Here is a 17,327-nt window from a genome sequence, read left to right on the forward strand (position 1 = left end):
AAGACGTGCGACGGACCGCACAGTCATCACGACCGATGGAGCCGCCAAGGGCAGTCAGATAAACGCTGGCCTTCCTGTTTGTTGCGGATGTCAACCTTACTATATTTAGTGTTCATACCTTTCCCGCGGATCGTCCCAACGGCTCGTGGGGTCAGCTCCCCAAAGGATGGGGCGAGGATTTTATCGATGAATGATTTCAGAACAAACCAACAACACGCCCGTTGTGCCAAAACACGGATTTGCTGTTTAGGAACGGTTTTCGTGCAATCAGAAAGCCGGTCGCTGCAGACGTTCTGAAATTCATTTATTCGTTGCTGTCTATTCCGCCGGTCTACCAAGCCGGCAATCCTCGTCCTGAATGCGGCGAGCCACCTTCTTTTATCAATTTGATTTTTGGGATTCCCCGATGAGCTTTCGACGTCTTGGTTCTCGTGTCAAGAAATCATCCAGTCGTCAACGTGACAACAAACGTCAACAGTCACGTCAGAACCTGCTTCAACAGCTGGAAGATCGCCGGATGTTGGCCGGCCCCGAACTGATTGCGATTCGTCCCGATTCGGGTGCTCTGCTGTTCGACGGAAACACGCTGAACGTCGCACCTCGTGAGTTCAATCTGCTATTCAAAGGTGGGTCGGATATCAATGAAGCCACAATCACTAGCGACAGTGTCAAATTGGTTCGCAGTGGTGGTGACGGGACGTTCAACGACGGCAACGAAGTCGATGTCGCTTTAGGCTATTTGGGATTGGTAAACCCAGGCAGCACTGACGCGTCGGACCTGCAGCAGATTGTGTTCCGTACTGCCAGCCAGGCGACACACAACCCTAAAGATCCTTCATTCGCATTCCCCGATGACACCTATCAAATCCAAGTCTTCGGAACCGGTGCGGCTCCCCTTTCTAATCGTGGTGGCGAGGCATTTGCCGACGGAACCGATTTCACTCGGACATTCCGACTGAACTTGGGCGCCCAAGTTGTTTCGGTAATCCCACAACCGATCAGCGACCGCCCTTACACACAGGCCTCCGACCAGATCGATGTCTACTTTGACAACCAAGAGCTGAACCCTGCTCAGGTTAACGACCCAAGCTACTACCGCTTGGTCAACACCGCAAACTCAGCGGCTGACACCGACGACACAACGATGCTGCCCGAATCGGTCACCTACGACCAGGCTAGCAATCGTGTGACGCTGAAGTTTGCCACCAATATCCCTGAGGGCACTTATCGGCTTGATATTGGGAACAACGGTGGCGATGACTCCACATTGGCAACGGCTGTTCAGCTGGGCTCGATCACCGATGGCAACCCATACGTCGGCAACGGCTTTATGGGCGATGCCAACGGAATTTCTGATGATGCGACCGACGTCGATTTGTATTCGATGCAGCTAAATGCTGGGTCGATGCTGGACGTATCGACCAGTTCAAGCTCCATCGTTACGCAAGTTCGCGCTCGGCTGCTAGACGGTGCTGGTGTTGAACTGGCTGACGTAACGGTGCCAGCCGGTGCGGCAATCTTCTCAGGATTCGGCATTGCTAACAGCGGCGAGTACTTCTTGGAGCTTAGCAGCCCCGACGGTTCGACCGGTGCATATGGACTGAATGTCAGCGTTAGCGCTTCGCCGCTAGTGATCAACGATGACAACTCGACATTTGGTGACGCAACCACGATCGGCTTCATCGGCGCATCAACCGTTCGGATCACTTCGGATATCAGCCCGCAGAATGTGTTGATTCCGCCAAGAGCCGGTAGCGAAGATGAGCCTGGACACCGCACGATTCAGCGTGAAGTCCACACCGGTCTGACCGGAACGACTCCTCAGGCACCAGCGCCGATTCGAAGGGTCGCGTACTATTTCCCAGAAGTACTTGGCTTCAACAGTTCGGGCAGTCCCTATGACAACCTGATCACTGAAAAAGAGAAGCAGATCGTCCGCGAAATTTTTGAAATCTATGCGGAGCAATCCGGTTACGAATTTATCGAGGCAACCGGTGTTGGCGATTTGATGATCGGTAAAGGGGACATGCGAGCGGTTGATCCGACGCTTGGCCCAGGCAACGTTGCCGGTTTGGCGAGCGGTGCCTTTGCCGTTCTCGATGGATCCGTCTTTAATGATTCGAATCGTTTCTTCGGGGACGGATTCACCGGAGTCATGTTCCACGAAATCGCCCACTCCTTAGGAATCGTTCACTCCTACGATATTCCTTCGAACCAAGGAAACGGCGTTCCTAACGATGTACTTCCCGGCGACCACGATATCGTTCACTTGCAGCGCATCGCGCCGCCGAATTCGACCGACATCGATATGTATGAGTTCACGCTCGACGAAGCGGGAACATTCAAAGCAGAAACAATTGCGGAACGGCTTGCCACACCAAGTTTGCTTGATACGGCTCTGCGTCTCTACCGTGAAGTCAACGGCGAGTACGAGCTGATTTCACAAAACGATCAGTACTTCGGTGCCGACTCGTACATGGAAGTCCACCTGGAGCCGGGAACTTACTTTGTCGGTGTAAGCAGCACCGGAAATACGAATTACGATCCCAATGTTCCCGATTCAGGGTTCGACGGAACGACCGACGGCGTTTACGAATTGCAGCTGGATTTCAAGGCCGATCGTGCCGGTGAGCTTGCCGATTCGACAGGCGTCCCGATCGACGGCGATGGCGATGGAACCCCGGGCGGCGTCTATTCGTTCTGGTTCCAGGCATCTGATGTCGATACGAACATCTACGTTAGCAAGACAACCGACAGCACTGTCGGTCCCGAAGGATCTGGAACTCTTTCGAATCCTTATGACGAGATCGACTATGCGTTCGAAAAGGCTGGTCAACGGATCGTCATCCCCGTTGATGGCATGAATTCGATCGCCGATGGCGAGTCCTTCACGATTGATGACGGAACTGGCAAAACCACATTCCAGTTCGGAACGGTCGGCCCGAACGCCATCGACATCGGACCGGCAACGTCGGCGGTCGAAGTCGCTGAAATTATCGAAGACGCGATCAACCTCGCCAAAATCGGGCCCAGCCCTGCTCTTGAGCCGACCGTATCGGTTTCGGTCGTCGGTCGGACTGTTCAATTCTCTGGAATCAATGGCCTGGATATTGGTGGTTCGGCAACGCTTCTTGCCACACCAAACATCGTTCATGTCTTGGCACACTCCGGATTGGATCAGGACGTCGATACACTTGGCGACAATCGTCCGTACCTTGTCGGATTTGACACGTCAGGAAATCCGCTCGCCGATGGTGGCGAGTTCCTAGTACCACAAGGCGTGACCGCGATGGTTCAAGCTGGTGCTTTGTTCAAAATGCGCAAAGCCAACTTGGATGCCGGTACAGCCGATACGCAGAGCGTGAACCGAAGCCACGGTGCAATCCAGATCCTGGGTATGCCCGATCGTTCTGTTTATATGCGGTCGTTGCACAATGATTCTGTTGGCGGTGATTCTGATGGAGTCGGTCCTGGTGCCAACTCGGGTGACTTTGGCGGTATCGTCTTCCGCGACGATTCCGATCTAGAGGACATCGGAGTCTTTTTGAACTATGTCAACCACGTCGACATCAACAACGGTGGTGGCAAAGTCTTTGTCGAAGCAAACGAGCTGCTGTTTACACCAATTTATATTGACGACGCTCGACCGACGCTGACGTTCAACTTTGTCTCCAACAGTTTGGGAGCTGCGATTTCGGCGAGTCCCGACTCGTTTGATGATTCGCTTGATCGCATTGGCCCTGATGTTTCGGGGAACTTCCTGCAAGAGAATACGATCGATGGGATGTTCATCCGGGTGATCACGCCATTGGGCGGAACCATCGACAAGCTGGATGTGAACGGACGATTTGATGATACCGACATCCCACACGTGTTTACGGAAAACTTGATCATCAACGGAGCCGCGGGCGGCCCAGTTCTCGATGGCGGAACACTTAAAGCTCGTGCTGCCGGTCGACTGATGGTTGATCCGGGCGTCGTAATCAAGCTCGATGATGCACGTATCGAAGTCGAACGCGGAGCCGGCACGCTGATTGCCGAAGGCACACGCAATCGTCCGGTTATCTTCACCTCGATCGCTGACGATCGATTCGGCGGAAGCGGATCCTTTGACACACAAAGTGCAGGATTTGCGACACCTTCAGCGGGTGATTGGAGCGGAATCTATTTCGGACAGGCAACGTCCGGAAGCATTGATAATGCTTACATCGCCTACGCCGGTGGGTCTTCGCCAATCGAAGGTGGTTCGGCCAGCTTTAACACTGTCGAAATCCATCAGGCGGATGTCCGGATCGCCAATAGCTTCTTCCAAAATAACGCTGATGGCGCTGGCGGCGGCCGAAACGCGAATGGTCGTGGGGCGAATGGCCCAGCCGTGATCTATGTGCGTGGCGCTCAGCCGATTCTGCTGGCCAATGACATCATGGATACCGTTGATGCAAATAACACTGCAGCAGCGATCTCGATTAACGCGAACTCACTGAACTTTGAAACGGTTCTCGATCGCGGCCGCTCGACCGGCATGGCGAACGCATTTGACCAAATCGTTGTTAACCAAGGTCCACTGGTTCGAATGAACCGCTTGGAAAACAACGGAACCAACGGGATGGTTGTCCGTGGTGAATTGCTCACCACCGAATCCGTGTGGGATGACACCGACATGGTGCACGTCCTCAGTGGCGAAGTCATTGTCGATAACTTCCACACCTATGGTGGACTCAAGCTGCTTAGCAGCCAATCTGAAAGCTTGGTGATCAAGTTCGCCAATGCCAACAGTGGCTTTACGGCGACGGGCCATGGCACCGAAACGGAAGATCGGATCGGTGGCACCGTGCGTGTCCTTGGGATGCCTGGCAAGCCGGTGGTCATGACCAGTATCGCCGATGATACGATCGGTGTTGGTTACACACCGAGCGGCAAAATCAATTCGAATACCAACAACTCGGCCACTCCGACGACTGGTTCTGCAGGCGATTGGCGCGGATTGTTGTTTGAGGAATTTAGCAACGATCGGAATGTCGCGAGCGTCCGCGAAGCGGAACCGCCAGCGACCAACGGTATCGATATTAACCGCCGGCCGTTGGCTGCCCAAGATTTAGGGACCCTAGCTCCCGACGAACAGAGTGGTGACGAAAACCGCCGTTTAGGCTTCGAAATCGAAGGCTATATCAGCCCCAATGCTCCTGATGATGTCGATGTCTATCAGTTTGAAGGGACCGCCGGCACCGAAGTCTGGATCGATATCGATCGTACCGATTCGACCTTGGATGCAATCGTTGAAATCGTCAACACGGCTGGAACTGTGCTCGCTCGATCGATCCAGTCACAGACGGAAGTTCCAAACGAAATCAATGAATTCGATTTGGACAAAAGTCTATTCGATGGTGGCGATCACTACACACAAAACTTCCGCGACCCCGGGCTGCGATACATCCTGCCCGGTGCGGTTGGACAGACTGGCGTGTACTTCGTACGTGTGCGCAGTAATCCGCGCACCTCGCCAGACATTCGGTCACTTGCTGGTGAAAGCTCCGGCAAATACCAATTGCAAATTCGCCTGCGGCAGATCCAGGAGTTTCCAGGATCAACCGTTCGCTATTCCGATATCCGTTTCGCATCCACAGCGATCGATGTCCGTGGGCTTCCAAGCCATAGCCCATTGGTGATGGAGTCCGGTGAAGTCGAAGCGATCGGAACTTCCGGGTCAAACGACAATGCGGGATCGGCCGAACAGTTAGTCAATCTGTTGGCGACTGATATGGCAGCGATCGGTCTGTCTGGTTCAATCGCTAACTCGACCGATGCCGATTGGTATCAGTTCGAATTGACGCAAACCGGAATTCAGTTGATCCCTGGAGTCAATGATGGTGCCGGAACAATCGCCGTAGCCTTTGATATCGACTATGCAGACGGTGCGGTCCGAGCCGATACGACGCTGGCGGTCTACGACGAAAACCTGAACTTGGTCTACGTCGGCCGTGAAGGAAACATCGAAGACGATCAGCAAGATAGTACGCAGCAAGATGACCTGAGTCGTGGGTCGCTTGGTGATCGTGATCCGTTCATCGGACCGGTTCACCTTACACCTGGTACAGAATCCTCACCACGTCGATTCTATGTCGCAGTGATGAGTGACTATCAACAGCCTTCAGCGCTCAATGGCGTGTTCCAAGCTGCTGCTGGTGCGAATCAGTTGGTCCGGTTGGAGCCGATTAACTCGGTTGAACGCATCATCGAAGACCACATCGGTTTCCAAGGGTACTCCTCGCGTGGATTTGAAATCGGTCCAAAGCAGGCTGAGGGACTGTTCGATATCACGACCGATACGACGGTATCAAACTATGTGAAGCCCTTCACGCTTCAGGACGTTCCGTTGTATGTCATGACGGATCAACCTGAAGACAACAACAACTTCGGCGATGATGACTACCTCTTCACTGTCGATCCGTTCGAGTCCTCACGTTGGTTGACCCGCGTAACCGAAGACGGTACAGCCACCAGCAATTTGTTTGATGGTGTCAACGACTTGCAAGACGTCGTGGTCCGGTCGGACGGACGTATGTATGGATACCAGCGTCTAAACGGCGATGCAGCCAACGTCGGTGCTTTGGTCGAAATCGATCCTGGTACCGGCGCAACAACCGTCGTCGGAACCGACAATATCAATGGGCAAACGCCAACACCGAACACTTCGGTCTACAGCAACCAAACGCTCAATGATTTTGACCGAACGATTGGGGCTGACCAATTCACAACCTCGGACGAAGTTGATGCGTTGACGTTCCGCCGTATCGGTCAAACCGGACCGGCCAGTGCACCTGTTCCCGAATACGATATTTTCTATTCGGTCCGTGAATCCGATGCCGCTTCGAAACTGTATCGAGCGACTTCAGATGGTGACGCGACTCTACGACGTGCGACAACGCCAACTCCGGGCGGAGCAACGTCTGAAAACTATGGTATTGTCGGCGATATCCAGCCTGCAGGTGTGACTTACAACACCAAATTCCTGCAAGCGGTGAACCCGACCAATAACGGGCCGCAGATCACCAACATTCGCGTCAAGTCGAAGATCGCTGGTGTTGCCGGCCAGTTTACGATCTCGATCAATCGCCCAGGCAACAATACCAATGCCACCGTTCAAGGTGTCAATTTCGGCAGCAACACGATCTTTATTGATATCGGGGCGAACAACAACTCTGGCCCGACTGCACAAGCAATTGTTGACGCGATCAACAATCACGCCGATGCTAGTCAACTTGTGACTGCTGTTATCTTCAACGGCAACGCGAACAACCGTCCGGCCGGAGGTGATGGCAATGGTGGAACTCCGGCCGCGCGGATTTCACAGTTTAATTCCGTGATTGGCTCCGATGGTGTCGATGGACCATTGCAAGGCCGGGTCACCGGTTTGTCGTACGCCGATTGGTACGGAACCGGTAATCTTTTCGGTGTCACTGACGCAGGTGAATTCCTGGAGATTGATGCATCGAATGCAACCGTTATCAATCGAGTCTTTGCTTCGGACACGATCGGCATCGATGGTTTGAGTTTCCAAGGCTTGGCATTGGGGCCGCAAAACGTTGAGGGCGGAGCGTACAAAAACACGCTGTTTGCCGTCACCGATGACGGAACGATGGTCGCCTTTGATACCGATGGCAATGGCGTCTTGGCATTCAGTGCCGGTGCCGTAACACAGCAAGTGGTGCAAACGGCCAGTGGCGGAACCGGTGGTTTCTTTACCTTGACCACGGATGCTGGTGGCACCGGACGGCATACGACTGTGCCGATCTCGGTCGATTCGCCTGGACGTGTCAGCGTTAACGAAGCACAGCAGTTAAACGTTCAGGGTGCGGGCGCCACAGGAACATTTACGTTGTCATTCGTCGATGACGTCGCGGCAACGACGAGTCCAGCGTTTGACATCAATAGCGGTGACAATTTCATCTTCGCCGAAGATCTATCGGACTTCCCCGCCGCACCGTTTGTCATTCGGGTCAACAATGAAGAAATGTTGATCAATGGGACAGCGGGCAACGCTTTGTTCGTTCAACAGCGTGGCTACAACGGAACGGTCGTATCGGATCATCCGGACACCGCGACCATCTTCGAAGTTGTCGATGCCGCAACGACGGCACCGATTTCGACTCCATTCGCAACGACGATCTCAGCGGCGATTACTCCGGGGGCACTCACTGTTGATGTGGATGATGCCAGTGGGCTTCCCTCGACTCCGTTCTTCGCACGGATTCAATCCGAAGAAGTCGAAGTGACCGATGTGACGGGCAACACACTGACAATCGTGCGTGGATCGGTCCCGACCACCGATCAGTACCACGATTCTGGACGATCATTGATGGTTGTCACCGATACGATCACCGTCGATGATCCTGTCCCATTCGGCACTGTTCCCGGGTTCAATATCCGCGTCAACGGTGAAGAAATGCAGGTCACTTCAGTGTTGGGTAGTGACTACATCGTACGACGAGCGATCAATGGAACTGTCGCAGCCAATCACAACATTGGTGCAACGGTTTCACGCATTCAAACCACCGCGCCGATCGCTTACAACGCGACGACAGTCCAAGTTGAAAATGCTCTGGAGCAACTCGAAGCGATCGGAAACGGGAACGTAACCGTCACCGGTACTCGTCTATACAACGGTACGACGCCTGGATTGCAGAACATCGAGTTCACTGGGAACTTGGCCGCTCGGAACGTTCAACCGCTACGCGCCAGTGCTGAAGGGTTGATCGGCGACGAGATTCAGCAAATCGCGATGAACACCGCAGTGACCGGTGGAACATTCAAGCTTGAATTCGAAGGCGAAACCACTGCTGATATTGCGTTCGATGCGACGACTGCCGATGTTCAGGCCGCGTTGGAGTTGCTAACGACCATTGATGCAGGTGAGATTGTTCTTAGCGGCAGTCTTGGCATTGGATCGATTCTGGTGCAATTCACTGGTGACCGCCAAGACACGAACGTCCAAGCGATCACGATCGTCGACGACATGTTGTTGGTCAATGAAGAGCAAGAAGTCCGTATCACAGGAAATCCGGACGGTGGCACGTTCACTCTTGATATTGATGACCCAACCAATGGTATCACCGGTTCGTCATTGCCCATCAATTACAACGATACCGCAGCCGACGTTCTGATCGCTCTTCAGAATATTCCAGGCTTGACCGGCAACATCGACGTGACCGGTGGACCTCTGGCAGGCAATGCGATCGTGATCGAGTTCATTGGCACACTGGCAGCGACCGATGTCGCACAATTCACGGTCACCAACGCGTTGACAGATTCGACCGGATTGACCGGGCCGGCAGCTCAAGTCAACACGATCCAAACGATCAATGACACGATTGCGATTAACGAAGCACGTCGTGGAACCGCTGTATCTGGAACAGTTACGACGATTGACGACGGCATCATCAGCGTCTTAGATGCCTTGAACCAGCTGTCAGATTTTGCTCCTGGCGACATCACAGCTGCCGGTATTCTTCCATCACCAGCTGCCGGAGTCACCTTGACATTCGGTGGGGCTTACACAGGTGTGACGGTTCCGCAATTGGAAGTTGACAATTCTCTGAATGTCAGTCCATTCTCCGACGCATCTGTCCTGGTCACCGGGACACCAGCCGACGGTGCTTCGGCTAGCTTCTCGATTCAAGCAGGCGGGCTGAACATTAGCGGTTCGGCTCCGGTCGGTATCGCGTTCTCGCCCCTCGACTTTAACCTCTGGCACCCCACAACTCGACGGAGTGGTGATGCCGGTCACGGGATCAACCCATCGGCCGACGACACTCGAACTCCAGCCGATGCCGGCCGAACCTATGACACCAGTGGCAACAGCGTACGCAACTTTGACGAGATCGACGGCGGCGCGAGCTGGCAGTTCGGGTTCGAGTATTGGCAGCAGAACGACGGCGGCGATGCAGAGCAGTACCTGCGATACAGTCCCGGTGTGAATGCACAATACGGAATTCTGACAACGGAATACCACTCGGACCTCAGCAGCAACCCTGCAATTGTTAATGGTGGCACGGAAGTCGGCTCATACAACCTTCCCGGCGGCGGCATGGGAAGCTTGATGACGAACTCGTTCGATCTTGACGGCCTGACCGAAACTGATCGGCCGACCTTGTACTTCAACTACTTCCTGGAAACTGAGAACTACGACGGTTCGGATCTGGACGACGACGATGACGATCCGTTCCGCGATAGTGCTCGCGTCTTTGTCTCCGCTGACGGTGGTCTGACTTGGGATCTTGTCGCGACCAACAATTCCCAGCTAAGCGGCAACGAGCCATCGGACACGCCAAATACAGCGGAATTGCCTGGGTACTTGTCACGGTTGGCAGATGACGGCCTAAACAGCGCAGATCCTAGAGCAGTTAGTCAACAGATCGTACAGGAGTTGTTCGATAACTCTGGCACCTGGCGTCAAGCTCGCGTCGACTTGTCTCCCTACGCGGGCATGACAGGTTTGATGATGCGATTCGATTTCAGTGCTGCCGGTTCGATGAACGACGATTCGCTAAACCGGATCGATGGGACCGTCAATCCAGCGGCTGTTGGTGATGCGGCGCCTTACGGCGAATACGCCAGTCCAGGCAACTCGCCGCGATCCATCCGTAGTACCAATAACCAGTTCGAAGGTTTCTACATCGATGACATCATCATCGGTGCCTCAGAACGCGGTGAAATGGCAACCGGAACCAACAGCGATGGTGGAATTACCAATCTGTTCGCTGGTTCTCGAACGACCGACAATGATGACGATCGCTTCCCAGACATCGTTGCAGGACGCTACCAACTGGAGATCCGTCGTACTGAAGAATACGTGCTGTTAGCCCCAGATCCGACTGTCGGTCTGACGTTCGACAGCAACGACCGTCATATCCGCGACGGGGTCGAAACTGCGACTGTTTCCTTCGAGCCGGCGACGTTCGTGCCGGACCTAACACCAAATCCAGGAACCGAGGGTTGGGTAGTTACCGCGATCGATCCGATCTCCGGAACACAAAGTCTAGAAACACCCAACACGGTCTTCGACACTGCGACGTTCGAAGCAACTTTGCAAGAATTGGGGTCAATCAATGACGAGTCGGGAATCATCGAATTTGATTACCTTGTCGACAGCACCTTCCAATCAACCGGATTGCGATTCCTCATCGACGGGGTTCCTCAAGTCTTGGATCTGGGCGGCGGTGAAATTCCTATCCCTGATCCACAACTCGCGTCAGGTGATACTGGCGTTCGAACCGCAAGATTCAGCTTTGCTCAAGGCAACCCAACATTCACTTGGGTCTTTGATCGGTCTGCGGCTATCGGCAATGAACCGAACAAGGCAATCCTAGATAACATTCGTGTTCTTCAGGGCACGTCTGGTCTGGCGGCAGATCGTAACCGCGAACGACCGCAAGGTATCTTCATCCTGGACGCCAACCGAATCACTGATTCACAGAATGTTGGAGTGAACATCCAGCCTGGTGTCAGCGAAACCAATGGCGTGCCACACCCAGGTGCGTTGGTTAACTTCCCGCAACTAAATGCCGATCGCTACGTTCCGGGCATCGTTGTGCAAAACAACGTGATCGCTGGTTCGACGGGGATTCGCTACCAGGGTGAGCCAAACGCTGTTGCGAACCGCACGGTTTCGTTCGGTCGACTGTTGAACAACACCCTCGTCGGTGATGCTCAGTCGGGTACCGGTATCGAGATCGTCGGCATGGCCAGCCCAACGGTGATGAATAACTTGATCACCAACTACGCCGACGGAATCATCAACAACGGTGTGGGAACGATCATTCGCTCGAACTACTTCCAAGACAATTTGCGAGGTGGCGCGATCGGTAGTGCAGCAATCATTGGTGCTAACGGTGATCCGTTGTTCCGTGATGCCGCCAACCGTAACTTCTATCTCGTCAACGGAACGCAAGCTCTCGACAGTGCTCAGATCACCGAGCAAGACCGATTTGATTTCCTGAACTTCAAGACCGAAATCGGCATCCCTGCATCACCAATCTTGGCACCCGATCGCGACCAGTTCGGACAGTTGCGTGTCGAGCAAGATTCTTCGCCCGTTGCTGACCGTGGAGCGATCGAAAACAAGGACTTGGATGCTCCGTTCGCACAGCTGTTGAATCCGATCGACAACGATGCGAATGACCGTGACCCAAGCCAAACGGTGGTCTTGGTCAACGATCCATTGCTGGATAATTTCACGATTCTGTTGGATGACGGTCGCGGACCGAATTCGCCTTCCGAAGGTACTGGTGTTAACGGCTTGACCGTTGATGATCCAAATGATCCGGCGATCGCGATGCAAGCCGTCCGCGTTGAACAAAACGCCCAGCCATTGGTCCAAGGCGTTGACTACACGTTGGCCTACAACCGAACGAGTGGTGTACTGCGTCTGACCCCGCTCTCGACTTTGTGGGAGCCATCGAGCATCTACGTTATCACGCTGGATAACTCGCTGATTTCAGACCGAGCTGGCAACAAACTGCGTTCGAATCAAGCCAACGGTGAGACACGATTCACGATCATCATTCCACCAGTTGATATCGACTACGGTGACGCACCCGATAGCTACGGTACTTTGCTCGGTAGCGACGGTGCACGCCACACCATCAATGACTCTCGCCTGCCACGATTGGGCGTCGAGATTGATGGCGACAGCAATGGTCAGCCAAGCGTCGATGCGACTGGCGATGACTTTAGTGGTGTCGACGATGAAGACGGCTTCAACGTTGGAACGTTCTTCGGAATCGGTGCGACAGATGGTCTGTTCCTCGCCAGTGCTGCGGCGAATCCGACCAGCAACCCAGCTGATGTGGTCGGCTTCCTTAACCCCAACGATGCGGCCGGTACTCTGCTGTCATTCGATGTCGTCGGTGACGGAGTCCTGGATGCTTGGATCGACTTCAACGGCGATGGTGACTTCAACGATTTCAACGAAAAGGTCATCGACGGTTTAGCCGTGACTGATGGTGCGAATCAAGCTCGCATCGTGACACCAAGCACTGCGGTTCGCGGACTCACCTACGCTCGATTCCGAATTTCGGAAAATGGAGTTTCAGATCCGACCGGTATCGGAATCGGTGGTGAAGTCGAAGATTACCGCGTACGTGTCCTCGACGTTTCGGCAACGGATGCGGTCGACGACGACTTCTACTCGGTCCTCGAAGACCACGTGCTGACTGTCGACGGAACGAACTTCCCCGCATTGCTGGACAACGATGTCTTGCCATCGGAAGAATTCATCCAGCCGCGTGTTGTGGTCAACGGTGCGATCGTTCCTCACCCAACCGATACGATCTATCGAACACAGAACGGTCAGGTTCGAATCGACGATGCGGCACTCGGACTGTTTACGTACACTCCAGATCCTGACTTTGAAGGCGTCGATACCTTCGAATACGCGGTCAGTACCCAACGCAACGAAGGTCCGGAATTCATTCAGACCGCTGACTTCGCAACCGTTTCGATCTTGGTTGAGCATTTCAACGCTCCGCCAATCTTCGACATGCCAGCGAGCGTTGAACTGAACGAAGACGAGCCAAGTTCTTGGGTAATCGATCCATTCTTCATGAACGTTGCCGGTGGTGATCCCATCTACGGCAACGACGAAGGAATGGAGAACGTCACGTTCAGCATCGTCGAAGTCAGTTCAGACCCTGCAGGCTTGATGACTCAGTTGCCTGTCATCACGGGCAACTCGTCGATCGAATTCTTCCCAGCGGCTGATCAGCATGGTTCAGTGGTTTATGAAATCACTGCCACAGATGACGGTACTCCGATCGAGTCGACGACAAAGACACTGACGGTGTCAATTCGTCCGATCAACGACGCACCACGAATTGATCCATCTGTGATCAATACCGGTGAAGTCAACACGGTTGACGACGCATGGAGCGTCGCTGCTGACGGTTCGATTACCTACACGTTACGCGAAGACAATTCTCCCGCGGTCGGTCAGCCAGTTGAGGAGTACTTTATTCCACTGAACCGTGACGGTTCGGTTTCAGGCTATAACCCGATCGGTGTTTTGGATGTCTTCGTCGTTGGTCCACCAAACGAAGCGGATCCGAACGCCGTTGGCGGAAACCAAACGCTGTCACTCGAGAGCATTCCGGTCCAAACGAACCTTGGCGGAGCACTCCGTCTGGGAACCGACGGAAATGGAATCCAAGGTATCTTCTACACGCCACCGAAGGACTACAACAACGCGATCGGTTCGCCTGACCAGTTCACTTACACGGTGATCGACGATGGTACGAGCTGGCAAAACGGTGCCTTGGTTCCAGACCCGAAGACGTCGACTAACGTCGTGCGTTTCGATTTGAATCCTGTCAACGACCGACCAGAATTCGACATCAACTTGCCGCCAGCAGACATCAATGATCCTGCCGGACCACGCAAGACCATCGAAACCTTGGAAGACGCTTCTGCAACTCTGATCAATAACTTCGTGTTCAACGTCGCTGCAGGTGACAACACAAGTGCGTTCGATGAGATCAACAGCATCACCGGCCAGTCGGTGACCTTCGCGATCAACCCATTGGACTTCGCGATCAGCCAAGCGAACGATTACTTCAGTCTCTATCCAACGATCAGTGCCGAAGGAATCTTCGAATTCCGAGCTGCTCCGGATGTGTTCGGAAAGTTCGACTTTGAGATCGTGCTGACGGACAATGGGCCAAGTGACGCTTCACGCGGTGACCTGACAACTTCGATTCCTCAAACGATTTCGATCGAAGTTCTGCCTATCAACGATCCGCCAGTGGTTCGCGATGACATTGACCCATTGGAATTCACCATCAACGAAGATGGGTCTGTCGACATCATGGCAGTGGGCACGCCGGGCAATCCTGGGTTGCTAGACGTGTTCGCACCTGGTCCAGACAACGAAAGTGAAAACATCGTTCCTGGCGGTAACCAAACGGTTTCACTGCGGACTCCCGTTCCGACAAGTTCAACCTTCGAAGGAACGATCGAAGAGATTCGTGACAACGGTGCATTGGTCGGACTGCGGTACTATCCGAAAGAAGACTTTGTTGGCACCGACACGTTTACCTACACCGTGACTGACGATGGAGTCACCGTCGATTTTGGAACCGGTGGTGTCGAAAAAGCGGATCCGAAGATCGCCACCAACACGGTGAAAATCTTTGTAAATCCGACCAATGACACGCCACAATTCAGTGGACCGGCGAATGTCGTCGTTGATGAAGACGCCGGTGTTGTCAGCGTTTCTAGCTGGGCGAACAACGTTTTGGCGGGGCCACCATCGGCTCTCGATGAACTTGAGACTCAGGATGTGTTCTTCACCATCACTCAAGTTGGCGGTGACCAAGGCCTGTTCGCCACACCACCAACCGCTGTGATCGATCCGGTTACCCGTTCGGCTAGCTTGGATTTCGAAACGGCTCCAGATGCCAACGGCACGGCAATCCTGCAGGTGCGTCTGACGGATATTCCGACTGACGGCACTGCGGCGATGAGCACCGCATATCGGACCTTTACCGTGACCGTCAATCCGGTCAATGACATCCCAACGTTCGATCGGGTGATGGGACCAATCACTGTCTTGGAGGACCGCGGCCCCTATTCAGAGCCGTGGGCAACCAACATCAGTCCAGGTCCTGCAGACGAATCAAGCCAATCGGTTCGGTTCGAAGTTACTACACCGACTGACGCACAAGCGTTGTTCCAACAGTTGCCAACCATTGGCGACGATGGGGTTCTGCGATTCCTGCCAGCCGCGAACGCCAACGGCACAATCGATTTGACGGTCAAAGCAATCGATTCAGCCGGTGGTGAATCGTCACCTGTTGTCTTGCGATTAGTGATCACTCCAGTGAATGACATTCCTGTCGCGGTCGGAGATAGCTTGAATACCGACGAAGATGCGATTCTGACCATCTTGGAATCGGATCTGTTGGCGAACGATATCGATCCAGACATCAACAATCCGTTTGATGAGCTGTCGATTGTGTTCAACACAACCGAGTTCCTGTCGCTAAGCGGTGCACAAGTCAGCTATGACGCTGCTTCGGGGCAGATCACTTACGACCCATCGACTTCACTGACCCTGCAAGCACTTTCGGGAACAGAAGAAGCGACCGATTCATTCACTTACACCGTTGTTGACTCCGAAGGCGAAGTCAGCAATCGAGTGACCGTGACGCTGACGGTTGCGGGAATCAACGATGCTCCTGTCGCACTCAATGATGCCCCAACGTTGAATCCGAACGGGCCGACGTTGATCGACATCTTGGCGAATGACTCTGATGTCGACGGCACCTTGGATCCTCTGACGATTGAGATCACATTGCAGCCAGCATTCGGGTCTCTGTCGATCGATGACGACGGATTGGTGACCTTCAACGCGTTTGGTAGCTTCGCCCAAGAGGATGTATTCCGTTACCGTATCAAGGACAATGACGGGTTGTTCAGTGATGAAGCGACGGTCACGATTCAAGCGAACGCGGCTCCAATCGCTCGCGAAGATCAAGCCGGCACGTTCTTGAACGAATTTGTCGATATCAACGTCGTCGCCAACGACAATGATCCAGATCCTGTCGCCGGTGCACCGAATGGAGGCTTGGATCTAGATTCGATTCAGATCGTCGGTGGCCCGCTCAACGGCGAAGCCATTCCACGCGGTGATGGTACTGTCCGCTACATTCCTAACGATGGATTCCTGGGAATCGATTCGTTCCAATACACCATTGCCGATTCGCAAGGCCGAGTCAGCAGTCCTGGAACCGTTCGAGTCCAAGTCTCAGGAAGTCGACTGCAGAATCCTGACCTCAGGACCGATGTCAACGACGACGGAAACGTTTCGCCAATTGACGCATTGCTGGTAATCAACCGACTCGCTCGCGAGGGAACGATCAGCATCCCAGTGACCAATAGCGATGCCGGACCGCCATACTACGACGTCAATGGCGACCAAGTGATTTCACCGGCGGATGCGTTGGCGGTTATCAACGACTTGGCATTGCGTCAAGCCGGCGGCCAGGGCGAAGGCGAGTCAGTGCTTGACGGTATCGTTGACGAAACGTTGCCTTCCGCTGGAGCGATGGACTTCATCGATCTGATGGTTGACGACGACGATGAAGATGAGGACCGCTTGAACGCTCTCGATGTCGCGTTTGGTGACTTGCTCTAGGGCTAGCTGATATGGAAAGCTCCGGTGGGATTCGTTCCCCGGAGCGTTCACGTCCTTTGGATCGTTTTCAGAAGCACCGTGGCCGTCGATTGATATTGCATATCAACTTTGCCAGAGTGGCTTTGGGTTTTCCGAAAGC

General features: G+C 53.9%; 1 protein-coding gene. It reads left to right on the top strand.

What is annotated here, in order from left to right; genetic code table 11:
- The first annotated feature begins 406 nt into the window (after window positions 1–406).
- Window positions 407–17,188 carry a tandem-95 repeat protein gene (locus tag LOC67_RS11495; protein WP_230262747.1) on the top strand — a complete coding sequence of 5,594 codons (16,782 nt, stop codon included), beginning with the start codon at window positions 407–409 and terminating at the stop codon, window positions 17,186–17,188.
- Window positions 17,189–17,327: the final 139 nt, after the last annotated feature.

It is taken from the genome of Stieleria sp. JC731, assembly GCF_020966635.1.
In the GTDB taxonomy this organism is placed as follows: domain Bacteria; phylum Planctomycetota; class Planctomycetia; order Pirellulales; family Pirellulaceae; genus Stieleria.